General features: G+C 42.1%; 28 protein-coding genes and 1 pseudogene. 20 read left to right on the forward strand and 9 right to left on the reverse strand.

The genetic code is table 11. The features are described 5' to 3' along the window. Positions 1 to 278: 278 nt before the first annotated feature. Positions 279 to 818, reverse strand: coding sequence for a DOMON-like domain-containing protein (locus H6G77_RS22640; RefSeq protein ID WP_190872803.1), 540 nt, complete (start codon positions 816 to 818; stop codon positions 279 to 281). Between the two features lie 148 nt (positions 819 to 966). Here H6G77_RS22640 and H6G77_RS22645 point away from each other — a divergent pair, with 148 nt between their 5' ends. Next, complete coding sequence (locus H6G77_RS22645) at positions 967 to 2,091, forward strand: RNA-guided endonuclease TnpB family protein (RefSeq protein WP_190872791.1); 1,125 nt, start codon at positions 967 to 969, stop codon at positions 2,089 to 2,091. On the opposite strand, the gene H6G77_RS22650 is transcribed toward H6G77_RS22645, so the two are convergent. Next, complete coding sequence (locus H6G77_RS22650; protein WP_190872792.1) at positions 2,055 to 3,239, reverse strand: phosphotransferase enzyme family protein; 1,185 nt, start codon at positions 3,237 to 3,239, stop codon at positions 2,055 to 2,057. The two genes, H6G77_RS22645 and H6G77_RS22650, sit on opposite strands and share 37 nt — an antisense overlap. Positions 3,240 to 3,288: 49 nt before the next feature. Between H6G77_RS22650 and H6G77_RS22655 the strand changes: the two genes are divergently transcribed. The 12 genes from H6G77_RS22655 to H6G77_RS22710 all read left to right on the forward strand — a co-directional run bounded on the left by H6G77_RS22655 (position 3,289) and on the right by H6G77_RS22710 (position 11,986). After that, positions 3,289 to 3,441 carry a hypothetical protein gene (locus tag H6G77_RS22655; RefSeq protein ID WP_190588698.1) on the forward strand — a complete coding sequence of 51 codons (153 nt, stop codon included), beginning with the start codon at positions 3,289 to 3,291 and terminating at the stop codon, positions 3,439 to 3,441. A gap of 193 nt (positions 3,442 to 3,634) precedes the next feature. Further along, entirely contained in the window at positions 3,635 to 3,814 is a 180-nt protein-coding gene (locus tag H6G77_RS22660; RefSeq protein WP_190588699.1) for a hypothetical protein, read from the forward strand. Between the two features lie 620 nt (positions 3,815 to 4,434). Then, positions 4,435 to 5,823: a carotenoid oxygenase family protein gene (locus H6G77_RS22665; RefSeq protein ID WP_190872793.1), complete on the forward strand. Its 1,389-nt coding sequence runs from the start codon at positions 4,435 to 4,437 to the stop codon at positions 5,821 to 5,823. 248 nt (positions 5,824 to 6,071) lie between these two features. After that, on the forward strand, positions 6,072 to 7,181 hold the full coding sequence (locus tag H6G77_RS22670; protein WP_190872794.1) for a precorrin-8X methylmutase: 1,110 nt from the start codon (positions 6,072 to 6,074) through the stop codon (positions 7,179 to 7,181). A 13-nt stretch (positions 7,182 to 7,194) separates the two neighbouring features. Then, entirely contained in the window at positions 7,195 to 7,395 is a 201-nt protein-coding gene (locus tag H6G77_RS22675) for a hypothetical protein (protein WP_190872795.1), read from the forward strand. A 429-nt stretch (positions 7,396 to 7,824) separates the two neighbouring features. After that, on the forward strand, positions 7,825 to 8,589 hold the full coding sequence (gene cysE / locus H6G77_RS22680) for a serine O-acetyltransferase (protein WP_190872796.1): 765 nt from the start codon (positions 7,825 to 7,827) through the stop codon (positions 8,587 to 8,589). A gap of 52 nt (positions 8,590 to 8,641) precedes the next feature. Further along, entirely contained in the window at positions 8,642 to 8,875 is a 234-nt protein-coding gene (locus H6G77_RS22685; RefSeq protein ID WP_190588703.1) for an Asr1405/Asl0597 family protein, read from the forward strand. Between the two features lie 123 nt (positions 8,876 to 8,998). Beyond that, positions 8,999 to 9,196, forward strand: coding sequence for a DUF2949 domain-containing protein (locus H6G77_RS22690; RefSeq protein ID WP_190588704.1), 198 nt, complete (start codon positions 8,999 to 9,001; stop codon positions 9,194 to 9,196). 450 nt (positions 9,197 to 9,646) lie between these two features. After that, complete coding sequence (nifV, locus tag H6G77_RS22695) at positions 9,647 to 10,780, forward strand: homocitrate synthase (protein WP_190588705.1); 1,134 nt, start codon at positions 9,647 to 9,649, stop codon at positions 10,778 to 10,780. Then, positions 10,767 to 11,054 (forward strand): nitrogen fixation protein NifZ, encoded by a 288-nt coding sequence (locus H6G77_RS22700; protein WP_190588706.1) that lies wholly within the window; start codon positions 10,767 to 10,769, stop codon positions 11,052 to 11,054. Before nifV ends, H6G77_RS22700 begins: the two co-directional genes overlap by 14 nt. After that, positions 11,029 to 11,232, forward strand: coding sequence for a putative nitrogen fixation protein NifT (gene nifT, locus H6G77_RS22705; RefSeq protein ID WP_190588707.1), 204 nt, complete (start codon positions 11,029 to 11,031; stop codon positions 11,230 to 11,232). The genes H6G77_RS22700 and nifT overlap by 26 nt, the downstream gene beginning before the upstream one ends. 214 nt (positions 11,233 to 11,446) lie before the next feature. Beyond that, entirely contained in the window at positions 11,447 to 11,986 is a 540-nt protein-coding gene (locus H6G77_RS22710) for a (2Fe-2S) ferredoxin domain-containing protein (RefSeq protein ID WP_190872797.1), read from the forward strand. Between the two features lie 336 nt (positions 11,987 to 12,322). On the opposite strand, the gene H6G77_RS22715 is transcribed toward H6G77_RS22710, so the two are convergent. Beyond that, the gene (locus tag H6G77_RS22715; protein WP_190872798.1) at positions 12,323 to 13,894 is read right to left on the reverse strand and encodes an RNA-directed DNA polymerase; all 1,572 of its coding nucleotides are present in this window, start codon (positions 13,892 to 13,894) and stop codon (positions 12,323 to 12,325) included. Positions 13,895 to 14,078: 184 nt separating this feature from the next. Here H6G77_RS22715 and H6G77_RS22720 point away from each other — a divergent pair, with 184 nt between their 5' ends. From H6G77_RS22720 to H6G77_RS22730, 3 genes are all read left to right on the forward strand, one after another. Next, positions 14,079 to 15,269: a DUF58 domain-containing protein gene (locus H6G77_RS22720; protein WP_190588713.1), complete on the forward strand. Its 1,191-nt coding sequence runs from the start codon at positions 14,079 to 14,081 to the stop codon at positions 15,267 to 15,269. Positions 15,270 to 15,434: 165 nt separating this feature from the next. Further along, positions 15,435 to 15,800 carry a ferredoxin thioredoxin reductase catalytic beta subunit gene (locus H6G77_RS22725; RefSeq protein WP_190588714.1) on the forward strand — a complete coding sequence of 122 codons (366 nt, stop codon included), beginning with the start codon at positions 15,435 to 15,437 and terminating at the stop codon, positions 15,798 to 15,800. Continuing rightward, a complete protein-coding gene (locus H6G77_RS22730) occupies positions 15,797 to 16,192 on the forward strand; it encodes a DUF309 domain-containing protein (protein ID WP_190588715.1) in 396 nt (131 codons plus the stop codon). The genes H6G77_RS22725 and H6G77_RS22730 overlap by 4 nt, the downstream gene beginning before the upstream one ends. A 138-nt stretch (positions 16,193 to 16,330) precedes the next feature. On the opposite strand, the gene H6G77_RS22735 is transcribed toward H6G77_RS22730, so the two are convergent. The 3 genes from H6G77_RS22735 to H6G77_RS22745 all read right to left on the reverse strand — a co-directional run bounded on the left by H6G77_RS22735 (position 16,331) and on the right by H6G77_RS22745 (position 20,425). Further along, positions 16,331 to 17,692: an NAD(P)/FAD-dependent oxidoreductase gene (locus H6G77_RS22735; protein WP_190872799.1), complete on the reverse strand. Its 1,362-nt coding sequence runs from the start codon at positions 17,690 to 17,692 to the stop codon at positions 16,331 to 16,333. 323 nt (positions 17,693 to 18,015) lie between these two features. Next, positions 18,016 to 19,512 carry an aldehyde dehydrogenase family protein gene (locus tag H6G77_RS22740; protein ID WP_190588904.1) on the reverse strand — a complete coding sequence of 499 codons (1,497 nt, stop codon included), beginning with the start codon at positions 19,510 to 19,512 and terminating at the stop codon, positions 18,016 to 18,018. 211 nt (positions 19,513 to 19,723) lie between these two features. Continuing rightward, entirely contained in the window at positions 19,724 to 20,425 is a 702-nt protein-coding gene (locus H6G77_RS22745) for a cyclase family protein (RefSeq protein WP_190872800.1), read from the reverse strand. A 179-nt stretch (positions 20,426 to 20,604) separates the two neighbouring features. Between H6G77_RS22745 and H6G77_RS22750 the strand changes: the two genes are divergently transcribed. Together H6G77_RS22750 and H6G77_RS22755 are read left to right on the forward strand one after the other, a co-directional pair. After that, positions 20,605 to 20,895 (forward strand): nucleotidyltransferase family protein, encoded by a 291-nt coding sequence (locus H6G77_RS22750; RefSeq protein ID WP_190588718.1) that lies wholly within the window; start codon positions 20,605 to 20,607, stop codon positions 20,893 to 20,895. Beyond that, positions 20,892 to 21,233, forward strand: a complete 342-nt coding sequence (locus H6G77_RS22755) for a DUF86 domain-containing protein (protein ID WP_190588719.1) — start codon at positions 20,892 to 20,894, stop codon at positions 21,231 to 21,233. Before H6G77_RS22750 ends, H6G77_RS22755 begins: the two co-directional genes overlap by 4 nt. Before the next feature lie 117 nt (positions 21,234 to 21,350). On the opposite strand, the gene H6G77_RS22760 is transcribed toward H6G77_RS22755, so the two are convergent. Together H6G77_RS22760 and H6G77_RS22765 are read right to left on the reverse strand one after the other, a co-directional pair. Further along, positions 21,351 to 22,130, reverse strand: coding sequence for a COP23 domain-containing protein (locus H6G77_RS22760; RefSeq protein WP_190588720.1), 780 nt, complete (start codon positions 22,128 to 22,130; stop codon positions 21,351 to 21,353). 70 nt (positions 22,131 to 22,200) lie between these two features. After that, positions 22,201 to 23,808, reverse strand: a complete 1,608-nt coding sequence (locus H6G77_RS22765) for a M48 family metallopeptidase (protein ID WP_190872801.1) — start codon at positions 23,806 to 23,808, stop codon at positions 22,201 to 22,203. Between the two features lie 248 nt (positions 23,809 to 24,056). On the opposite strand from H6G77_RS22765, the gene H6G77_RS22770 reads away from it, so the two are divergent. Both H6G77_RS22770 and H6G77_RS22775 read left to right on the forward strand, forming a co-directional pair. Beyond that, the gene (locus H6G77_RS22770; protein ID WP_190588906.1) at positions 24,057 to 24,488 is read left to right on the forward strand and encodes a Fur family transcriptional regulator; all 432 of its coding nucleotides are present in this window, start codon (positions 24,057 to 24,059) and stop codon (positions 24,486 to 24,488) included. 57 nt (positions 24,489 to 24,545) lie between these two features. After that, entirely contained in the window at positions 24,546 to 24,782 is a 237-nt protein-coding gene (locus H6G77_RS22775) for an Arc family DNA-binding protein (protein WP_190588722.1), read from the forward strand. Between the two features lie 46 nt (positions 24,783 to 24,828). Here the strand turns inward: H6G77_RS22775 and H6G77_RS22780 are convergent. Then, a pseudogene (locus H6G77_RS22780) lies at positions 24,829 to 24,927 on the reverse strand (IS982 family transposase); the annotation flags it as partial.

Genomic DNA, 24,927 nt, shown 5'->3' on the forward strand with positions numbered 1-24,927 from the left:
AACCCCCTGATGGGTCAGACCCCTCATTACCTTTTTAGGACTTACAAAAATCAAGGGTGTAGGGGTGTATGTATCTAAAACCCTTACGCCACACACCCTTACACCCTTACACCCAATCTTCATAGACAATCTTGGTGCGTAAGTCCTGACACTGTTACTGTCACCTATTACCTGTCACCTGCTATATCTAAAACCCTTTCACCGTTCGGCTGACGCTCACGGCGAAGCCCCTACACCCAATCTCCAAAGACAATCTTTATGCGTCAGTTCTGTATGATTCACAGGCGAATTAAAAAACTATCCCGTAAGTGAAAATCAGCTTCAGCACCTTTATGCGCTAACGCCCAATAGGACACCTGATGATTTTTTTGTTTAACCACAGTCGTGATTGCTACGTCAATGTCTTGGTTGGATGCCACAATCTTAACCAAGTCTACATCTAAATTCAGGGTAAAAATCTCAGCTTGACGGTCAATATTGAATGGTAGAGTTGTCCAAGCCGTTTCCACCTCCATTCCTTGGCGATAACCTGTAAAACGATACACATTCCAGTGTTTAGCTGGGGAAAGGTTAAATTCCCAATAGCATTCTGAGTCTTTGATTCCTACAAAAAACTCAAAACAGGTATCTTCCCAGAGTCCATCTTTGCGGGTGGGAGTATCTGACGGTGGCGCAATCATGATATCTGTTAAATTCCCGATTAAGCTGTAGCTAATCATGAGTTGATGATCGTTACGGGCTATATTACCGATGATTTGGACATCTGGTAGCAAATTGTCAGATTTAAAAGGTTGCAAAGTAAATTTTTGCGCGTTCATTTCATCGGAATCTCCGGGAAACCGCATCCCCTTGTGGGCGCGGAGGGATAGGAGCGTCGATTGAGCGGGGTTCAATGCCCCCGAAATCGACACACAATCTTTGCAACTCACAGATAACCTCACGCCTAGATGAAGATACAATGTGTGTATGCAAAGAACGATTCGCATCCAACTTCAACCCGACATCGAAACTGATTCGGTGCTGTCTCAAACGATTGAGCAATACACCTGGTCGTTCAATGCGGTGTGTCAGCATGGATGGGAAAACGACTTGGCAAATGGCGTAGAACTGCACAAAGCAACCTACTACGACCATCGCGCCATTACTGGCTTGCCTTCTCAGTTTGTCTGTGCCGCTAGGGTCAAAGCAACCGAGGCTTTGAAATCGGCTAAGAGCCTGAAGAAGAAGGGCAAAACAGTTAGCTGTCCAACCTCGAAACGTTGCCCCATTCAGTACGATGCCAGGTCTTACACAGTCTGGTTCGACCGCAAAGAGTTGACGATACTCAGCATCAACAGACGGGTAAAACTGCCCTTTGAAATAGCTGAATACTATCGGCAATACCTGAACTGGAAAAACACCAGTGCAGACTTGTTGCAAGACCGCAAAGGGCGATGGTGGCTGCACGTTGTCATGGAGATTAAAACCCCTGAAACCATTACAACAGATGAGGTTGTCGGTGTGGATTTGGGTATCGCTTCTCCTGCGGTTGATAGCAGAGGGAGTAAGTACGGCTCCGACCATTGGAAAGGAGTAGAAGATAGAACGTTTGAGTTGCGCCGTAAACTGCAATCTAAAGGCACGAAATCTGCCAAGCGACATCTGAAAAAGTTGTCGGGCAGACAGAGACGTTTCAGAAAAGACTGTGACCATTTGCTGAGTAAGCGTTTGGCTCGGTCTGTTCAGTCTGGTGCAACATTGGTTTTTGAAGACCTCACAAACATTCGCGGTAGAGCCAAGATGAGGAAGGCTCAACGCCGCAGACTGCATGGATGGAGCTTTCACCAATTCCAGGCATTTGTCACCTACAAAGCCGAAGCTAGAGGCGTGAATGTGGGTTTTGTTGACCCGCGCTACACCTCTCAGAAATGCAGCCAGTGTGGACACATTGAGCGAGGGAATCGCCCGTCTCAGGCTGAATTTCGGTGTAAGAAGTGTGGGTACGAGTGCCATGGGGATTACAATGCTGCGGTGAATATTCGTGAGGATTTTCTCAAACTCAGGGCTGCGGTCAATCAGCCTATTGTGGTCTGCCCAGAAATGGGAACTTGAATCACAAGCCCCATCCCCTTGTGGGTGGGGTTGTTGACATCCTGAATAATCTGGCGAATTTGGGTTTCTTGGGATTCTATACTTTCGGTTAGCTTAAACTGCACGATCGCCCTTGCTAAATTATGTTCTGGATGTTTGACTTTAAAATAAACATTTCCAGCTAAGTAATCGGTAAAAAACCGCAATCCTAATTCAAAGGCAATCAACCGAATGCCATCATACATATAGGCGTAATCATTTTCTGTCAAAAACGCCTTAGCTACCGCCAGATAACCTTGTAAAATTCCCGCACATAAATCAGTATTAAAATACACACTATCCCAATCTTCGGTTTCTTCGCCAGCCGGATTGCAACCAGAGCGCAAACAGTCACCAATATCGTAATGTATGAGTCCTGGCTTGACAGTATCCAAGTCAATTACACTGACAGCTTTTTGAGTAACAGTATCAAATAAGACGTTATTAATTTTAGGATCGCCGTGCATCAAGCGTAATGGTAGTAGACCTTGAGCTTTAGCATTTTCTAGGATATGGGCAAAACTGGTGCGATCGCTCACAAACTGCAAACAGTAATTAACCTCTGGTGATGATTTGGGACTAGTTTTGGCTAAAACTTCTTGATAATGACCAAGGTAAAGCGGTGTAATGTGGAAACCTGCAAGTGTATCGGCTAACTTTTCTGGTGGTAAATCACTAATCAAATTATGAAACATCCCCAAGCCATAGCCAATTTCCTGGGCATATTCGATATTAGGCATCGTATCAAAAGACTGTGAGTCTTGAATAAAGCTAATTGCTCGCCAAAAATCACCCTCAGCATTAATGTAATAATCTTGAGCATCCTGAGTTGACAACACCCGTGGTACTTCCCAGCGACGGTTGAGGGGTGTGGATTGCAAACGCTGATAAACATGATCGCTAAAAATCCGCATATTCTGCATAATCAGTTGCGGCTGGCGAAATACTTGAGTGTTGATGCGTTGTAAAACAAAATGTTCTGGGGTTGCGCCATCGAGAGTCACTAAAAAAGTGTCATTAATATTCCCACTGCCAAATGCTGTGACACTCTTAACCTTACCTTGAAGTACAAACTGCTCGGCAATGCCAACTAACTTCTCAACGCTTTGCTGACTGATAACTGTTGCCATATTGATTTTTGACTACTCCCCACGCAAATGCACAAAAGCAATAGCAGACATGGTAACTCAAGTGTTGGTTTCAGGATATATAAATGTGTTGCGAGGATGGCAAACAGTCAGAAACTGTCTGAGAAACCGACACCTATCTCATATAGGAACTCAGTACAACCGCCAGCCACAGCAATTAGAACCAAGCAGTATTAAGCTTTAGGAACTTTTAACATGATCTTGAGTCTAACGAACTGGACAGAAAACTTTACGTAAAATTCCGCAATTGTCACCAGGACAATTGAATACTTATCATGTCATCTTTAACTAGAAAATCAGTAAGTGGTAGTTTTGAGTAAAAATTTCCACTGCTGCTATAAGGCGATCGCTTATATATATTTCCTTTGTTCCTCGTTATGGCAGAAAAACACACCAAGATTAAATTTCCTCTTTGGCAATATCTCAACCAGCCCTTATTTAGCCGTGATCATCAACTAGAATTAAATCCCCAACGCTTTGCTCATAGCTGGCGGATTGATTTGCTCAAACGATGCTGGCACAGAGAATGCGATGCTAAAGGGCCTCAACAATCATAAGTTTAAATATTAAGTAAATATTTAGAGCCGAGATATTTACTACAACTATCAATGCTTGGCAAGTTATCAATATTACAGAAGTTTACATCTGTAGGTTTTATTTAGATATATCTACTTTTGTCAACAATCTATTAATTTTTGTAGGGTGCGTTAACACTGTTAGCGCACCCTATTCGCTGACTAGCCTCTTCGGGGCGGGGTGTGGGGAGAGAGGGGAGTGTGGGGAGTGTGGGGAGCTTTCAAGGGCAGGTTTTTAAACCTTCGATAAATAGTTGAGAATATTCTCAATTATGAAACGTAGTTTTAACTGTTCAGACAATAATTTTGGTTTTAAAAGCCCAAAAATTTGTCTAATAAAAAAAGCCTGCCCTTGAAAGAGTGTGGGGAGTGGGGGAAGTGTGGGGAGTGTGGGGAGTGTGGGGAGTGGGGGAAGTGTGGGGAGTGGGGGAAGTGTGGGAAGTGTGGGAAGTGTGGGGAGTGTGGGGGGAAAGATTTCTTCACCATCCTCCCAAACCTCCCACACCTCCAACCCCTCCCACCTGTTCCCTATGAGGATTGCTATATTGTCATCATTAAGATTAAGTAGTATTGCAAATTCACAGCGTTTTGTAGACAACATCATGACCACAACAGCAGTAAATCCTTATCTTGATGGCAATTTTGCGCCAATTTCCGCAGAAATTACGGCAGAAAACCTGCAAGTAATTGGGGAACTCCCACCAGAACTATCAGGGATGTTTGTGCGGAATGGCCCTAACCCGCAATATTCACCTATTGGTCAGTATCATTGGTTTGATGGTGACGGGATGCTGCACGGTGTCAGAATTAGTGGCGGTAAGGCGGTTTATCGCAACCGTTATGTGCAGACGCAAAAATGGGAAACAGAACATGAAGCGGGTAAAGCAGTCTTGACTGGGTTGTTAGAACCACCACAAACAGATGCGCCACCAATATCGAGAAATACCGCCAATACCGCCTTAGTTTGGCATGGTGGTCAGTTATTAGCAGTGTGGGAAGCTGGTGCGCCTCATACAATTCAAGTACCTGAGTTAAAGACAATTGGCGAACACACCTATAATGGCAAACTTGTTTCTCCGTTTACGGCACACCCAAAGGTAGATCCAATTACGGGTGAAATGGTGTTTTTTGGCTATTCATTTACGCCGCCATATTTGCAGTACGGCATAGTTTCCGCTACCGGGGAGTTGTTATTCACTGTACCGATTGAAATTCCTGAACCTGTGATGATGCACGACTTTGCCATTACAGAAGACTATACAATTTTCATGGATTTACCCTTGACCTTCAACCCAGCAAGGATACAGCAGGGAAAACCAATGATCATGTTTGAGTGCGATCGCCCCAGTCGTTTTGGCATTCTCCCACGTCACGGTGATAACAGCAAGATTCAATGGTTTGAAAGTCCTGCTTGCTACGTGTTTCATACCCTCAACGCCTATCAACAAGGTGATGAAGTCGTATTAATAGCCTGTCGGATGAGTTCTACTTCTGTGTTGGGTGTTAATGGCGTTGATGATCCTGATGGGAATATTCCCCGACTCCATCAATGGCGGTTTAACCTCAAGACTGGGGCTGTGTCTGAATCCAGATTAGATGACACAGCTGGGGAATTTCCCCGCGTCAACGAAAACTTCTTAGGACGACAAACTCGCTATGGCTACGTGAATAAAAGCGCACCTACGCCTGTACCTTTGTTCGACGGGGTAATTAAATACGATTTTGATCATGGTACATCCCAAATTCGTGAATTTGGGCAAGGGCGTTATGGTGGTGAGTCTATATTTGCACCACGTCCTCACGCCACAGCTGAAGATGATGGCTGGTTAATGACTTTTGTTCACGATGAAACAGCCAATACTTCTGAATTATTGGTGATGAATGCTCAAGATATTACTGGTGAACCTGTAGCGCGAGTGTTAATTCCCCAACGTGTACCTTATGGGTTTCATGCTGCTTGGGTGACTGAGAAACAGTTGCAAGGGTTTTAGTTAGTTGGGCGAGATCCCTGACTTCTCCAAAGAAGTCGGGGATCTGACTATTCTTACTTATGAAATTAAATTTATCTAGGACTTACGCAAAAACCTCTCAAACTCCTATTTCTCCGTGAACTCTGCGTCTCTGTGGTACCCTGCGGGAAGCCGCTTGCGCGTCTACGATTTCCCGGAGCCTGTGCGTAAGTCTTGTTATCTCGTCTAAACCTCAAAATAATAGTATGTGGTTAGCTTGGCTGTGATGTATGAATAATTGTTCTTTAACAATCAAAGAACTAACGGAAGCGGTTGGCGGTGGCATTACGCCGCGTATGGTACGACATTACCATCAATTAGGTTTGTTGCCGCAACCAGTCAGATCGCCGAGTAATTATCGTCTTTACACAGAACAAGATGTCATCAGGCTGCAAAGAATTGTGGCGCTGAAGCAACAAGGGTTCCAACTCAACCACATCCGCCACATTTTAGAGATGGAACCAGAAACCGAAACTTTGACAGCGCAATTACAAAAACAGTATCAGGCAATTATGCAGCAAATTGCCCAATTGCGACAAACCGCCTCAGCCTTAGAAGGATTATTAGGACGCGATCGCCATTGTCAAATTATGCAGGCGGAAGTCTTAGCCCAGCTAAAATTGTTAGAAGTCGAAACCCACATAGGATTAGGCGGGTTAGAAAAACTGTGGAATGGTTTAGATGCCCAAGTACACACCCACTCAGAAGCATTTGCCGAATCTCTACAACATTTATTACCTGATTTATCTGACCGTTCGGAAATTGAACAACATCTGATTTCGCAATTGGTTTTAGCCTGTGGTGATGTGAGTTTAGCATCTTTTGTGAGAGTCAGTGCCGGAGCGATCGCGGCTAGTCGTCACGCCTTATCAGCCAGTTGCGAGATTTTTGTGGATATTCCTACCGTTGCCGCCGCTTTAGATCAAACAAGATTAGCTCATTTAGGCTGTCGTGTCACAACTTTAATTAATAACACCCACATCACCACCGCCACAGAAGCCGAACAGGAATTTTGGCAACATCAAGAATGGCAAGAAAAATTATTACAAGTCTCCCAGGGTAGCATTTTAGTCATTGGTTATGCACCCTCTGTATTGTTAGCCGCCTGCACCGCCATTAAAGCACAAAAAATTCAACCCGCCCTCATCATCGGAATGCCCATCGGCTTTAGCCATGCACCCGCCGCCAAACGCCAAATTATGCAACAAGCAATTCCTACCATCACCACAGAAGGCACTTTGGGCGGTGGTTTACTAGCAGCCACAGCCCTCAATGCCTTGGTTGAGTCACTCATTGAAAAGCCCAATTGTCATTGCTATTTATCGGGGAATGGGGAGTAGGGGGTGTGGGAGTGTGGGGAGTTTGGGGGGTGTGGGGAGTGTGGGGAGTGTGGGGAGTGTGGGGAGTGTGGGGAGTGTGGGGAGTGTGGGGGGTGTGGGGAGTGTGGGGGGTGTGGGGGTGTGGGGAGTGTGGGGGGAAAGATTGCTTCACCATCCTCCCACAAATCAACAGGGTGTAAAATCGGAATTTATTAGTATCTCCAAATACAAATAATAAAAGCTAAAACAAAGTGAAGAATTTGGTTTTTTGGGTGGCAAAACCGTAAAATTACAATCGTAACTAGAGATACAGAAATTAAGTTGTAGTCGTCTCTACACCCGATTTCCGGGCAATTGAGTACAGCTTAATATATCGTAAAATAACTTGGATAAATCGCTGCAAATTCAGACGGGTCAAGGTTTTGATGGTGAGTACCGCAATTCTTAAACCCCCACCCAAGAAATACTAGTACCCCTACTTTAAAAAGCTAGTACCCCTACCCCAAGAGAAATTTATTATTAATTAAAAATAAAGCTTTGTAGTGGTTGAGTACAACCTTAATAAATACAATAAATCCAACCGACATAGAGTGTACTGTCCTGTTGGGGGTCGCCTGCTATAAGCATAAAAATAGCACAAGGCTTTTTTACCCAGACAGTACCGATGCAACAGTCATTAGACAGTAATCAACCAGCGACAGTAGCGCCTGATTCTGTAAAAACATCCCTGCTGAAAAATTTACTCTCTGCTGTCACTTCTTTTGAGCCAGTGTTGAGTGATTTTCGGATTATTTTTGAACGTGATCCGGCTGCACGTAATTGGTTAGAGGTGGTGTTTTGCTACCCTGGCTTCCACGCGCTTTGTTTACATCGTCTAGCTCACTGGTTGCATCGTCGAGGCGTAGCTTTCTTTCCGCGTTTCATTTCTCATATTGGTCGATTCTTAACCGGAATTGAAATTCACCCTGGTGCAGAGATTGGTAAAGGGGTATTTATCGACCACGGGATGGGGGTTGTGATTGGGGAAACGGCGATTGTGGGAGACTACACGCTGATTTACCAAGGTGTGACTCTCGGCGGCACTGGGAAGGAAAGCGGGAAACGTCACCCGACTGTGGGTAACAACGTTGTGATTGGTTCTGGTGCGAAGGTTTTAGGAAATATTCAATTAGGCGATCGCGTCCGTGTGGGTGCGGGTTCCGTTGTGTTGCGTGATGTTCCGGCTGATTCCACTGTTGTCGGCGTTCCCGGACGAATTATTTCTCGCAAAGACAAGAATCAATCTCCTCTCGAACATAACAAACTCCCGGATGTGGAAGCCACTGTGATTCGTTCCTTACTATCTCGCATTGAGCAACTTGAACAAAAAATCAAAGCTTACGAATCAATCAGTCAATCAGAAGTTAAAACTCAAAAGGCAAAAGAATAAAACATAGTAACTAATATTACACAAAAGCAAAAGGACAAAGGACAAATGACCAATGACAAATAATACTTTAGGTGAGCAAATTTTACAGATTCCTTTGAGCGATCGCTGGCGAATTTATCACCGTTTGCAAGAGTTAATGATTCCCTGCGCTTGTCACCCGGATGGTTCTTTACGAGTCCAAATTAACAGTTTACTGGCAGCAATTTTAGTCCGTAGTACGATTATGCAATTTTTCGCGCCACGTCAAGAATTGGTCAACTGGTTAAAACATTGTTGGGATTTATAAACCTGTCTTGACAAACCAAAAAAATCAGCTTCTCTTTTATTTTTAACTCTGATTTTTTTAGTTGCCTAAATTGCATACTCAATCTTTAATTCTCCTCTATACTTATCTGTTTCTGGTTTAGTTATGTCCACCCGCACGAAAGAATCAAAATTCATCAAATTTTTACATACAGAACTCGAACTCACCAATGCAGATATTGCTGTAGCACTGCGACACAAAAAATTTGATGATGCACCATTACCGATGCTGCTTTGGCAATATGGATTGGTCAACTTAGAACAGCTAGAACAAATTTTAGATTGGCTAGATGAGCATAGATAGGGAGATGGGGGAGACAGGGGAGACAAGGGAGAAATTGGAGCTTTGATTTGTGGGATGAACTGAACAAATTTTTACTGGCAATATGTTGGCGATCGCTAGTTACAACTTTTTGGCAGAAATGACTTGCAATTATCGGGAGATAGGATTATGATTTCTAGCTTTGTTTGTGGATTTGTTTTCTTATTTGTTTCCAGTCTACTTAACACCTATTTGGGCTATCTTCTACTAGAAAAAAGTGTGCATGACAATAGTGAAAATGGCAGTTAAATTATACTGTCGTTTTGTTTTCTGTCATACAGATGCGATGTCTTTATCTGGTTAATATTAAAGAATGATGAAGACAAAATATTAATTGGATTAATTTATAGCATTTACCTTTACTCAGCGTTGCGGAAAATAATTAACGCTACAGAAAGAATATTAAGAAAAATTCCTATGAGGCTGTTTGAAATGAGTGAAATCATAATTAATGACACTACATTACGCGATGGCGAACAAGCAGCAGGTGTTGCTTTTACCTTAAAAGAGAAAATTGCGATCGCCAAATTTCTCGATGCTATCGGCGTGCATGAATTAGAAGTCGGTATCCCAGCGATGGGAGAAGATGAAATTCGTGCCATCTCAATCATTGCTGACTTGGGATTAAAAGCCAACCTCCTCGCCTGGAACCGCGCTGTAATTTCTGATATCAAAGCTTCCATTGCTTGTGGAATGCAGCGAGTACATATTGCGATTCCGGTTTCCGGTATCCAAATCGCTGCCAAGTTTCATGGACAGTGGCGAGTAAGTCTGCAAAGACTCAAAGATTGTATCAGTTACGCACGCGATCGCGGTCTTTGGGTAGCCGTCGGTGGCGAAGATTCTTCCAGAGCCGATGAAAACTTTTTGTTAGATGTCGCTCTGTATGCTCAAGAATGGGGTGCATCTCGCTTTCGTTTCTGCGACACCGTAGGAGTTCTCGATCCTTTCACCACCTACAAAAAAGTTAAGCGCCTTGTTTCTTGGTTGTCTATTCCTGTAGAAATCCACACCCACAACGATTTCGGCTTGGCGACAGCTAACGCACTCGCCGGAATTAAAGGTGGCGCAATATCTGTTAACACCACCGTCAACGGCTTGGGTGAAAGAGCAGGTAACGCCGCTTTAGAAGAAGTTGTCATGGCCATCAAACGCATCTATGGCTTAGATATGGGAATTAACACACCCCGTTTGTTGGAATTATCGCAACTTGTAGCCGCAGCCGCCGGTGCTGGTGTACCACCTTGGAAAGCAATTGTTGGTGAGAATACCTTTGCTCACGAATCTGGAATTCATGCACACGGCGTATTACAAAACCCTAACACCTACGAACCCTTTGCACCAGAAGAAGTTGGTTGGGAAAGACGTTTAGTCGTTGGTAAGCATTCTGGAAAGCATTTGGTATCTAGCTTACTTCAGCAGCATGGGATCTTTCTCAACCCCGAAGAAACCCAATCTGTATTAGATGCAGTCCGCCAACAATCAGTTAAGAAAAAACGCAGCCTGACAACCGAAGAACTGTTGAACTTGGTAAAAGAACAGAGGTATTCTCATGCAACCCGATGAATACGAATTAGAGTCAGAACCTGATTTTGAAATTGGTGAAAAAGTCAGACTCCGCAAACAAATTAAAAATGACGGTACATTTCCCGGTAGAGAAATTGGCGAAATTTTAGCGAAGAAAGGAGACATTGGTTACGTAGCAAGTATAGGCACTTTTTTACAACGTTCCTATATTTATGCGGTGCATTTTTTAGATAAAGGCATTGTTGTTGGTTGTCGCAAAAAAGAACTAGAATCTGCTGAGGAAAATCATGAAGGTAATGCTACGGATGAATGATAATGGTAATTTAACAGTCTACGTCGCTAAAAAAGATTTAGAAGAAGTAGTAGTTAAACAAACAGACGGTGAAGCTGGTAAAATTCTTACCTTAGCCAATGGTTGGGAATTAGAATTTCCCGAAATACCTGATGTAGCAAATTTGCCTAAAACTGTAGAAGCTAGACGCTTGGCTTGAAATCAGAGGCTAGAGGCTAGAGAATAAAAATATTCATTCCTGATTTGTAGGCTATTACCTATAGGAATCTAGCGAAAAAATACAAGTCAACAGTAAAGAGAGAAGGCAAAAAGTAACAACCAATTTTTCCTTCTTCCTTTTTACTCAAGAATCAGCAGAAATGCCCCACAAGCATGGGGTTAATTATTTTGTAATTAAATTTTGAGTAGTTAACATGGGTGACAAATATCTCAGATTATCGGAATTGAACTTAGAAGGTCAGTTCCAGGGTTTTGCAGGCATTAAATCAGGAAAAGCTAAATATCTGCAATTAGCAATTCCTTCTGGTAATTTATATATCAAATTACCAAAAGATTTGCGTAGTTCGTTGCAATGTAGTTTAGCTCCTGGTGAGCAAATTCATGTTTGTGGTGTGAGTAAAGTCAACACACGCACAGGCAAAATCAAAATTAAAGCACATCAAGTCACACCAGTTGCTGCTTGTCCAACTCAAGAATTATTACCGCAACCAGAAGCCAAAATTATGGTGTGTCAAAAATCTGGCTGTGTGAAAAAAGGCGGTAAAGGTTTATTATCAGAATTAGAAAAAACTCTGTGCGATCGCGGTTTGCGAGACAAAGTTAAAATCGAACACACGGATTGTCAAAAACGTTGCAGCAGCGCCCCTAACTGCGTTTTGTTACTCGGTAAAAAGAAGTATAAGAAACTTCATCCAGAAGCGATCGCATCATTGCTAGAAAATCACTTAACCTAAATTCAAGATTCCTTCAAAATGTATATATTACTGTGTAGGGGTAAAAATTTTACCCCTATTTGTTTTTGATATTGTCAACTGGCAACTTCTGAGTTAAAACTGTTGCATTCTCAATAATTATCAGGTGTATTAGCAACGCATAACGCGCAGGGAGCATCTCGCTTTTTAAAATTCCCAAATAGAAAAATAATCCCAGTAGACGAGCCTTACTGTATATATCGTCTAGCTCTTTTTATCCTGAAAAATAATAAAAACTGGGATGCACCCGTTACAAGTCAAGAATTTTTAAATGCGAACTCGTTAAATTATTACAAAAGAATGGCAATGATTATGCTATCAATATCCACCAGTAGGAAAAACTGGTGCTGAAAAACGTGGCACTGGTGGTACTGAGTAAACAACTGAACTCATAGAGTCATAAAATTGCACATTATGACTACTTAAAAATGAGAATTCTGGGTCTTCTATCAGATAGTTTTTTCCATCTTTAGATGGCAACCAATTGTTTTTAAAGGCTTGATAGCAGAGTAGCCAATTACAACCATATAGTTCATCAGATGTCATATATTGACTCCATAAATTAAAATCTACTGTTGTGCTAATGATTCCCTTGCTTTTTGCATCAAGAGCGAGTAAGGCAACAACTGAATCATCCATTGTTACAATTATGTTTGCGGTTTTCTCACTAATAGGGAGTTTTAAAATAAGAGAACCCCAAATCACCCAGGCTACCTCACTCCCATGACCACGAGGAGCGTGTAACTCAACTATTCGTGCAAATGTTTCACAAATCAAATCTTGGTTGAGTTGATAACCACCCTCTAAATAACGTTTGAGCTGTTCTATTACTATAGGTAGAGTTCCAGCCTCCGCTAAAGAACATTTTAGAAGCAACGCTTCATATAGAGACCAATTTTTTCGCGGTATAGTTATAGACTGTGTTCTTGACACAGCGTATTTCAGTACTGCTTCTTCATGGTGATCTGCCCACAAATCGAATGCTTGATCAAAGTATTGAATAATATCTGTATGTTGTGCTTGTGTTCCTTCTCTAAACTCAAATATTCGTAATTCAGTAACCCATTGTCTCTCTATTCTTTGAGGTAACTCTACAATTCTAGTTTTACTTGGATTTAATTGAAGTTCAAACTCTGTAAGTAATTCTTGAAGTATAAAAAGAGCTGCTTCTGCTTCTGCGAATGACCAAAAACATAATTCATAGTCATCAACATACCGAAACCCACGAATTGATGGAAATTTATTTTTGAGTTTTTGATCAACAACGGTCAGAATTGACTCAGCAATAATTAAAGATGTATCCGTTCCAATTGGAATACCTTTTGTCTGTTGATCTTGTGCATTTCTAATTAAAGTGTCAAGTTTATTTCCTAACAATTGGTTATAGCGACGTTGAGACTTAGCTGAATCTTTTGTGTGAAAAGCCCAAGGAATACTATGTGTATAGATTGAAGGATAAAAAGCATTAATATCAGCCGTAAGTAAGTAGCGGCAATTAGTACGTTCAATAGCACGTATCTCTGGTAATTCGTTAAAACCCTTAAATCGCTGAACAGCGCGGAGATTTCCAGATTTTTGTATTGGTTTACTTAATGATAAAGTTGATTGATGAATATGCTGTATTATTTGTTGCCAATCACTACTAATAATGTGGGCTAACTGGACATAATTTATGGGGTTTGGAATGCTCAAAATACGGCGTAGAGTACCTGCCCGTGCTAGATTGAATCTCGACAGCTTAGACACAGGTTTATTAAATTTTGGATCATAAATAAATGGGTGTGATAAGGATGATATCTGTGGTGTAATTGCCTTTCCCAGTGAAGTTGTTTGAAATGGTGGTGGTAATTCATGAGGAAAGTAACCACATCGTAAAAGAGCATCAAACATCAACCCTCTGCTTTATATAACTAGAATTATGCTTACTTCAGTATACTCAAATATATTAAAGTCTTTCTAATCACATGCTTCAGAATCAATACAAATAATTTATGTTGATCTTATTGTGTGGGTGAAAGTAGCATCATTTCCATAACACTGTGAACTTCCGGTGATGTTGGGTTAAAAAAGAAACATGAAAATTATCAAACCTATCACCAACTGGTTAGAAAATCGGGCAAGTACACCTACATACGGCGGTTGGGTGCTTGCGGGAGTTGCTATTTGTTTTTTTGGTGCGGCTGTCAATACAATGGCGGGGTGGCTGTATGCTATTAGCGGTGTGAGTGTGGCGCTGTTGGTAGTAGCAGCAGTTTTACCACCGCGATCGCTTGTTGGTTTAACTATCACCCGCAATCCAATTCAGCCTGTCTCGGCTGGGGATGAATTGACTGTAGAATTAGAAATCCACAATCCCACGTCACAATCTGTAAGTTTGCTGCAAGTCGAGGATATTTTGCCTTTTGTTTTGGGTAACCCAATCAAACAGCCAATAGAAGTTATTCCGAGTAAAAATAGTTACCGTTGGGTTTATTACCACCAGACCCAGCGTCGAGGTATTTATCGTTGGCACAATGTTGAATTAGCAACTGGCGCACCTTTAGGTTTATTTTGGTGTCGTCGTCAGCGAGATTGTGAAGCGATCGCTATTGTTTACCCCACTGTATTACCTTTAACCACTTGTCCCTTAGTTGATGAAATGGGACAAGAAGAAAGCAAAAAAGGTGATTCTATCAATCGCCCATTGCAGACAGCGACATCGGGATTAGTGCGATCGCTCCGTCCTTACCGCATCGGCGACCCCACCAGACTGATTCATTGGCGGACTAGCGCCCGTTATGGTGAATTACGAGTCCGGGAGTTAGAAGTTGTCACAGGTGGACAAGAAATCATTATTGCCTTAGATAGTGGTGGTGAATGGCAAGAAGATGATTTTGAGGAAGCCGTAATTGCCGCAGCCAGCTTGTACTTTTACACACAACGGATGGGAATGCCCGTCAAACTCTGGACAGCTGGGACAAATTTGGTAAAAGGCGATGCCTGCGGCAAGTCCTCCGGCCTACGCATTGTTCTAGAAACCCTAGCTGCGGCAACATCTCAAGAAGATATTAACGCCACAGAAACACCAAACAATCCTTTAATTTGGTTAACTCAAAATTCTCTGACACTCTCTTCCTTACCCCAAGGCAGTCGTTGGATTTTGTGGCAGAATAATAATTCCTCAGATCAAGCATCAACGGTTGTCAATCGTGACTGCCCTGGTATTGTGGTGCAAAGCGAACAAGCTTTACAACCCCAACTACAAAAACCTTTACAAGCATTTTAAATGAGTATTCTATGTATTTAATATTTCAATGAATGCTAATTTATTGCGGTTTTTGTTAAATATCATCATTGAATCTGTTCAGGTTGGGGAGATATCCCCAGTAATAGCGCCTTGAGGCTGAGGTACAATGCAAAGAAATATTTAAATTATGAGCGGCCGATCCACATGATCACATCAGAAGTTAACACACATTCCAGCGATAAAAGCTTAGAAGCAATGCGGCATTTTTCCGAACAATACGCCAAGCGTACTGGAACGTACTTCTGTAGTGAACCTTCGGTTACAGCAGTGGTAATTGAAGGGTTAGCCAAACATAAAGACGATCTAGGTGCGCCTTTGTGTCCCTGTCGCCACTACGAAGACAAAGAAGCTGAAGTCAAGGCTACATATTGGAACTGTCCTTGTGTACCAATGAGGGAACGGAAAGAATGCCATTGTATGCTGTTTTTAACATCAGACAATGAATTTGCTGGTGAAAGCCAAGAAATCTCTATCGAAACTATTAAAGAAGTAAGAGATAGTATGGCATGAGCGAAACTATGCCCCAAGAGTTTTGGCAAGGTGTAGAACAGTTCAACTCTGGACAGTTTTACGCCTGTCATGACACTTTAGAGGCTTTGTGGATCGAAGCCATTGAACCCGAAAAAACTTTTTACCAGGGCATTCTCCAAATTGCTGTAGCTTTGTATCATCTCAGAAATGAGAATTTGCGCGGCGCAGCTATTTTACTCGGAGAAGGAAGCAACCGCCTGCGCCGTTATCCAGATAGTTATGGCGGTATTAATGTAGATGAGTTATTAAGCCAAAGTGCCGAATTATTGACAGTATTACAGCAAACAAGTTTAAACAAAATTCCGGCAAGTGAATTGCTGGAAAATCAAAACTTGCCGATACCTAGACTTTTACTATCTAATGATTGTTAAACAGGGAACAGCGAAAAATCATCATGGGCAAGGGTGAAAGGGTATAGGGGTGTATGTATCCAAAACCCTTACACCCCATATTCTTTCACCCTCACACCCAATCTCTACAGACAATGTTGGTGCGTAAGTCCTACCTTTTTAGACATTGAGTGCTTGTCTTGGTGGCGTGGCTTTGTAATATTTACTAGGCGCTTCATTTCCTGCTTGTGCCAAAGCTTCTTGCCCAGTAATCAATCTTGCGCCACGTTTGCGGGTGACATAGTTCCATACCCACTGAATCATGACTACTAGTTTGTTATCAAACTCAATTAAGAAGTAGATATGAATTAATAGCCAAAATAGCCAAGCAAAGAAACCTTTGAGTTTGATAAAGCCTAAATCCACGACGGCTAGATTTTGCCCAATCATGGCTAAACTACCGCGATCGCTATAGTTGAAAGCAGGTAAGGTATTACCTTTGATTTTTTCCTTAATTAATTTAGCAACATATTCTCCCTCTTGCATCGCTACTGGCGCAACACCAGGAAGAGGTTTGCCATTTTGATGGGAGAAGTTTGCTAAGTCGCCAACTACATGAATGTTGGGATAGCCTTTGATGCTTAAGTCTGGTTCAACAACCACTCGTCCGGCGCGATCGCATTCTGCACCTGTACATTCTGCTAAAACTTGCCCCATTGGTGAAGCTTTCACACCTGCTGCCCATAATACTGTTTTGGCAGCAATTTCTTTCACTTCATCACCTTGTTTGAGGGTGACAATATCGTTTTCAATGTTGGTGACTAAAGTTTTGGTTTGAACGCTAACACCCAATTGCTGTAAAGATGCTTCTGCTTGTTGCGATAATTCTGGTGCAAAGGGTGGCAAAATCCGATCTAGTCCTTCTAGAAGTAAAACTCTTGCCTCGGATGTGTCGATGTTGCGGAAATCTTCTTTGAGGGTTTGATAAGCAAGTTCAGCGATCGCACCTGCTAATTCTACCCCTGTAGGGCCACCACCCACAATCACAAAGGTTAACCAAGCCCGACGTTTTTCAGGATCAGTTTCTTTTTCTGCGGCTTCAAACGCCGAGAAAATCCGGCGACGCATTTCGATCGCATCTTCTACAGTTTTTAAACCAGGCGCAAAATCTTCCCAGTTATCTTTCCCAAAATAGGAATGCTTGGCACCTGTAGCCACTATTAACGTATCGTATGGTATCGCTTGATCACCCAAAAAGACTTGCTGTGCTTGGGGATCTATATCATTCACCTCTCCCAACAACACTTTCGTATTTTTGCTTTTGTTTAATACCGATCGCAACGGAGAGGAAATATCAGCAGGTGATAGTGTACCTGTGGCAACTTGGTACAGCAATGGTTGGAACAAGTGAAAATTACGTTTGTCAATCAGCGTTACTTCTACCTTAGCCTTAGCCAGTGCCTTTGCTGCATATAGTCCACCAAAGCCACCACCAATGATCACGACTTGATGCGGTGGGTTATTCTCAAGGGAGTCTACCATAAGAAGAAATATTTCCTAGTGTTACGGGTGCTGTAACTATTCTTAACAAATATGTATCAAACTTGTCATATATGTTTCTGTTCACGCTGCACAAATGAAAAAAACATAAAGGTAAGCTAGATTACCATTCCCAGGTGATACATATTACATTCATATATTGCCCTCTTAGCTTTAGTGTTTATCGCCCTTTGTTTAGATACATTACAAAGGGCATTATTTTATGAGGATTTCTGCACAAAGATTGTTTGTGGCGACTGGGTGAAAGGGTTTGGGGTGTCGGGATTTTAGTTTATTTTCGCCCAACTCATGCAAGAGGCGATTGACTAACTTCGATTATCTATTTGGGCGCGTTGTAAACTACCAGAAAAGTCAACATACACACTCTTCCATTCTGTGAATACATCTAAAGCAGTGGTTCCGGCTTCGCGGTGTCCGTTACCTGTTTGTTTCACACCACCAAAAGGTAAATGTACTTCTGCGCCAATAGTCGGGCCATTAATATAGGTAATGCCTGCTTCAATGTCCCGCATGGCGGTAAACGCCCGGTTGATATCGCGGGTATAAATGGAAGAAGACAGACCGTAATTAGTATCATTGAGAATAGCGATCGCTTCTTCAAAGGAATTAACCTCAATTAATGCCACTACAGGGCCAAATATCTCTTCACGGGCAACGCGCATATCTGGCGTAACATTATCTAAAATAGTTGGCCAAAAGAAATTACCCTGTTGTAGTTGTCCTTCAGTGGCAATTTCGCCACCAATTAAAATTTTTGCCCCTTCTTCACGGGCAATTTTCATATATTCATTCACCCGTTGCAATTGCCTTTGATTAATTATCGGCCCAATTTCTGTATCTTGGTCATAACCAGCACCCAAGCGTAACTTACTAGTACGCTCATACAGCATTGCCGTAAACTCTTCTTTAATGTCACGGTGCAAGATCAGCCGACTCGTAGCCGTACAACGTTGCCCAGTTGTCCCAAAAGCCCCCCAAACCGCACCATCTAAAGCTAGTCCTAAGTCGGCATCTTCCATCACCACTTGGGCATTTTTACCGCCCATCTCCAGACAAACACGCTTGTGAGTGCGTCCGCAAGTTGCACCCACAAAAGCACCCGTTTCCGAAGAACCAGTAAACGAAACTAAATCAACATGGGGATGTTCGACTAAAGCTTTACCAACTTCTTCACCAACACCATGCACTAAGTTAATTACACCTGCTGGTAAACCGGCGGCGGCAAAAATTTCTACTAGTTTAGTTGCACAAGCGGGAGTATCTTCAGCAGGTTTGAGAATAACAGTATTACCGCATACCAAAGCCGGCATAGCTTTCCAGCAAGGAATAGCCACAGGGAAATTCCACGGTGTAATTAAAGCACAAACACCAATGGGCATTCGCACTGTCATCGCAAATTTATTCGGCATTTCTGAAGGTGTCGTTAACCCAAATAGCCGCCTTCCTTCACCAGCACTATAAAAAGCACAGTCAATACCTTCCTGCACATCACCCCTAGCTTCGGTTAAGGGTTTACCCATTTCCCGACTAATTAATTGGGCGAGTTCTTCTTTATGCTGGAGTAATAATTCTCCCACACGAAAAATATATTCGGCTCTGGCTGGGGCAGGAACTTGCCGCCAACTACGGTAAGCTTCACGGGCGGCGGCGACGGCTTTATCCACATCCTCAGTGTGAGAACGGGGAAAGGTGGCGACAACTTCACTTACCACAGCAGGGTTATAACTTTCCAGAACGTTTCCTGTCGTAGCATCCACCCACTGACCATTAATATAATTGCGACAAGTTAGCAAAGTCATAATTAGTATTGAATAATTTCTTTTAGATATAGCGTTTACTAGTTAACTGAAGAACAAATCTATCTGCGTCCATCTGCGTTTATCTGCGGTTAATTATTTTTGTCTATACCTCACTAAGTTAAGAAAGTCCGTAATTGCTATAGATTTGATTTGCTTTCTACGTTAACGTCAAGTTTAAAGAATGGGCAGAAGGCGAAAAAGTTATACACAAAAATTAAGGCACAAAAGCCAACACACCCACAGGAGAACCAGAACCACCACGTAATCTGAGAATTGCGATCGCTAATGTAGTACCTTGAGGAGGTAGTTGATCTAAATTCGTCAAGTTCTCCAACACAATACCCTGCTGTGCCAACACTAAATGGTTAGTCGTAAAACTGTTATCTTTTCCAGGATCAACACCGTGGGTATCAATTCCTACACCAGCAATTTGCCGTTCATCCAACAAAAACTGTGTAGCATCACCTCTAAAGCCTGGAAAGTGCATAATTCCTGCCGCATCTTGGTTAAAGAAGGCATGGCTATCAGTCCACTTGTGCTGCCAGCCAGTATACAGTATGACTAAACTACCCCTGGCAATCACACCGTATTTTGCCTCCCAAGCCAGAATATCAGTAATACTCAAAGCATAATCAGGATTATTTTCGGCAACTTCGCAGACATCTATCACTACTGCCGATAAAACCAGTGATTCCGCCACATATTCATCAATTCCTGCACCAGCAGAATCAAAACTATTCGGGGCGTTGATATGGGTAGCACTATGTTCACCTAACGCAAAACGCCGCAGATAGTAACCATCATTTTGAATATCAGCAACAGTGTTAAGTTCTATCGCTGGGTCGCCCGGCCATAAAGGTATATTTTCATCAATAATATGGCTTAAGTGTATAACGCGGGAATAATTAATTTGCATAAAGTACAAAGCAATATAGCGTTTCTCGGTTGAGTGCAGTACAAGTAGATAGGAGATAGAGGCTAGAGGCTAGATGAATGTACCTCATTGCAATGAAAAACGCCATAGCAGAAATCAGGTGATAGATAACAGAAGCTTGTACCATATATTATGAAAATAAGAAAGATTTAAGTTAGGTTATGGGTATTGATGAAATAATCACAGCTTACCGTGAAGAAATTTTACAAATTGCTGCTGAGTACGGCGCATATAATGTGCGAGTGTTTGGTTCTGTAGCTAGAGGAGAAGCTACACTAGATAGTGATGTAGATTTTCTGATAGACCTTGAACCACAGCGAACTTTACTAGATCAAATTGCTTTCATACAATCTTTGGAGCAATTGCTTGGACGTAAAGTGGATGTAACCGAAGTAGAGACTCTGCATGAGTTAATTAGAGATGAAGTGTTACAGGAAGCTGTAATGTTATGAAAGGCGATCGCTTGTACTTGAGTAACATCAAAGAATGTATTGAGCGCATTGAGCTTTATACCTGTAGTGGCAAAGAAGTATTTTTGCAAACCTTAATTATTCAAGATGCGGTAATTAGAAATTTTGAAATTATTGGGGAAGCAACAAAGCGATTATCTCCTGAAATAAAAGCAGCTTATCCAGATTTACCGTGGCAACAGATAGCTGGTTTTCGAGATGTACTCATTCACGATTATTTAAAGGTAAATTTAAATCGAGTTTGGGGTGTAATTGAGCAGAATTTACCAGAACTAAAATCTACAGTTGAGGAAATTTTGCAGAGATGGGAAGAGTTGTAAGTATGTGAAAATTTCCTGTATTATACCAATAACAAAAACTCTCACTCTAGCCCAAATAACACAGAGCTTGAATGAGAGTTTTCATCAGTCAAGATTTGACATTCACTGCACACAATATTACCGGAAATTACCAGGATTTAAGCGAGTCCGATTTTGAGATTGAGTCGGAGTTTGACGACGAATTGCGACACCATTGCGTAATTGTGTTCCAGTTCCACCATCTTTGCGATCGAGGAACGGTTTAAGATTAATGCCACTTCTCGATGAGCTAACTCTGCGATTATTTCCACCTAAAATTGTGCGTCCGATATTGTAAATTTCATCTGCGCCGCCTCTATTATTGCGGAAAGTATTCACAGCCGTAGTTTGTTGACCATCATCCGCAGAAATTAAGTTTTGGAAAATGCTATTGCGGACAGTATAAGGGTCTTTATCTCTGGGTACTGTCAATACAATTCGACAACTAGAGTTAGCTTCAGTAGTGACACAAACAATATTTTCGTTATTCAAAAAACCTGTTTGGAGTTCTTGCAAACCATCGGGACGATATTCTTCTAAGCGTTGAGCAATAGTAACACAACGTTTGTACGGGTCCCAACCACCACCCAATTGTGCAGGAGCAGCCCAAGGAAAGAATCTTCCTGGTTGGCTTTCGGGTTGATACATTACTATATATTGACCATTGCTGTTTTGACAGCTAAATCTGGTACCAGTCGCTACGGTACCACTAGAGGAAGTGTCTACAGGATTTGATGAACCTGATGGATAAGGATCGGAAGTGGTAGGTACAACAATACCACCACCATCATTAACTTGAGCAAAGGCGGCGGAATTACCTAAAAATAAAGATAAGCCCAAACCGCTTAAACATAATAGCTTCAAGGGTTGAAATGCCATAAATTATCCTTTAGTAGATATGAGGTTAGCTAATTGATAATTTCAGTGACGCAGAAATTTGTTTTTTGATTCATTCAGAACGCCGCTTTTTCTCTTTTCTTTCTTTTTCTTCTTTGAGGATTTGTTTAATTTTGGCTTGAATGGCTGTGTGACGTTCAACGCCTTCATAACTGTAGCGGTTGTATTTACCCCGAATAATTAAGTTTTCGAGATAATTTACCCGTTCTTTACCGCCGGGGTGAGATGATATCCAGGTAGGAGGCGCATTTTTTTGTTGTTTTTGTAGTGTCGCCATCAAGTTACGCAACCCATCAGCAGCATAGCCATTCGCCACAATCAAGCGAGTACCCAAAACATCTGCTTGACGTTCCATATCACGGCTGTAGCTGAGGGAGAAAAGTTGACCGACTGTACCGCCAAAAGGCAGATATTGGGTAACGTTAGAAATTAAGTTTCCTTGGGTAACTAGTTGAAAGCCGTGGGATAAAACTACATGAGATAATTCATGACCGATTAACCCAGCGAGTTCAGCTTCAGAATTACTTTTAGCGATCGCACCAGCATTAATAAAAACTTTACCTCCTGGTAAGGCAAAGGCGTTCAATTCTTCTTCAGGAATCACAAAAAATTCGTATTTAAATTCAGTGCGTCCTGAAACTTTCACTAGTTTCTGCCCAATTTCGTTCACATAGGCCAGCACTTCTTCATCTTTGACTAATGGTAGCTGTTGTTTTGCCTGTTTCGCTACCGATTCCCCCACCGCACCTTCGCCTTGTAGTAGCAAGATGGTAGAGTCTAAGGCAGAAAACGGCCCTAACAAACTACCTGTCACCGCATAGCCGACTGCACCTGTAATAATATTAGCGAGAGTGTTACCTCTAATTTCTTCGCGGATATGGGCTTTGTAGCGTTTGAGATTGATTTCTGCAAGTTGGGTAAATTCCTCGGCTTGCGGATCATTCGGATAAAGAATAGCAAATTGACGCGCTGCTAAGGATGCTTCCATCCATTTTTTTTCATCAGCCAGTGCGGTAACTTTAGCTTTAATTAAATCTGGCTGATCGGGATATAGTGATGATGCTTGTTCTAAAACCTCTACAGCTTCTTTGGGGCGATTATATTGCTTGAGAATCTCAGCATAGCGAATATGGCCAGGAATAAATTCGGGATACTGTTCAACTAATAGTTTTAGCGGTACTTCTGTTCTTGTTTGCAACTTAGCCGCAATTCCCGCTTCTGATTCTCGCCAGTAAACTTTACCTGCTGGGGATAGTTGCGTCGCATCAACAATGGCGGGTTTACGTTCTTGAGTTGCAGTATCTGTGTTGGCGAATGGTGTTTTAACTTCCCGATAAAGTTTTTCTGCCTCAGTAATATTTCCGGCGAGGTATAATTTATCAGCTTCGATAAATTTTTGTTGACGGGCAAGTTCTTCAGGAGTAAGTGCAGGTTCTGTGGCGGTGTCTGGTTTTTTAGGTTCAGTCGCTTCTGGTTTTGGCGTTTGGTTTGGCTGTGAAATTTCGGAACTGGGTGTATCTGTTGTTTCTACGGTGGTAGTGGCAGGTTCTTGGGCTGGAACAGGTGCTAAAGGTTGCGTCAGAATAATTACAATTGATGTACTAACTGACAACAAAATCCAACTCAAGGTGAGCAGCAGAGACTTCCTGGTTCGTTTCATGCTGAGTTCATTTATGCGAAGGGGTTGTTTTAATGCTATGAGTAACTGACCCCATCCGCCTAGAGCGATCGCTACTGTTTTCCGATAATCTCAGAGTATAAAGTTTTGCTGTTTGAACTGATATGATAAAAGCATAACTATTCTGAACTAAGACTTATATATTAGTGAGAAGTACTCTCTACAATTTATCTTTCTGAAAAAGGTTATAATAGTGATCTATTTCTGTTAATATGATTCAAGTGAATGCTATGCAGCAAAAAGCTGATGAGATTGTCAAAACACTCAAGGGCAAGGGATTGCGAGTAACGCCTCAACGCTTCGCCGTCTATGCCAACCTACTAGGGCGAGAAGACCACCCCACAGTAGATCAAATTCTGACAAGCTTGAATCAAGATGCACCTACTTCTTCTCAAGCCACAGTATATGCTGCACTGCAAGCCTTACGGGAAGTCGGCTTAGTGCGAGAAGTGCTGTTAGAAGAAGGTGTCTCACGTTACGATGCCAAAGTTTTGCCACACCATCATTTTCGCTGCAACTGTTGTGGTGCAATTGAAGACATTGATTGGAATACCTTTCAGTGTATTGATTTGAATAAACTGCGTTCGGGGTTAAAAGCCGAACGCTATGAAGTGACTGTCCAAGGAACTTGCGATCGCTGTCAAACAAAGTTGGAAGTGTAAAATTTCAGTGCGATCGCAATACAATGAATAAGATATTCTATCGATATCTCAGTTCTTATGAATGGTTCAGGTGACATTGATGCTCAAGTGACATTGCCGATGGAACTATATCAGGCGATCGCACAACGAGCGCAAGCTCATGGAAATTCGGTGAGTGGAGAGATTGTCGCACTGCTGACTCCTTTGCTGGTACAAATACCCAATGAGTTAGAGGTCGAATTTGCAGCATGGGAAGCAGCAAGTGACGAGGATTGGCTGACTACAGAAGGAATGCTGGCATCTCTGGGAGAATGAGATAGTGAGAGGGGATGTTCTGTTAGTAAGTTACGCGATGTGCGACTTAATATTCCGTAACAAGTGCGTCGAATTGAAGAGGATCACAATTGTGGCGATTAAGCCAAAAACAGACGGTATGAGCTAAAATCTTGCGATTGAGGCG

The sequence above is a fragment of the Aulosira sp. FACHB-615 genome, from assembly GCF_014698045.1.
Lineage (GTDB): Bacteria > Cyanobacteriota > Cyanobacteriia > Cyanobacteriales > Nostocaceae > Nostoc_B.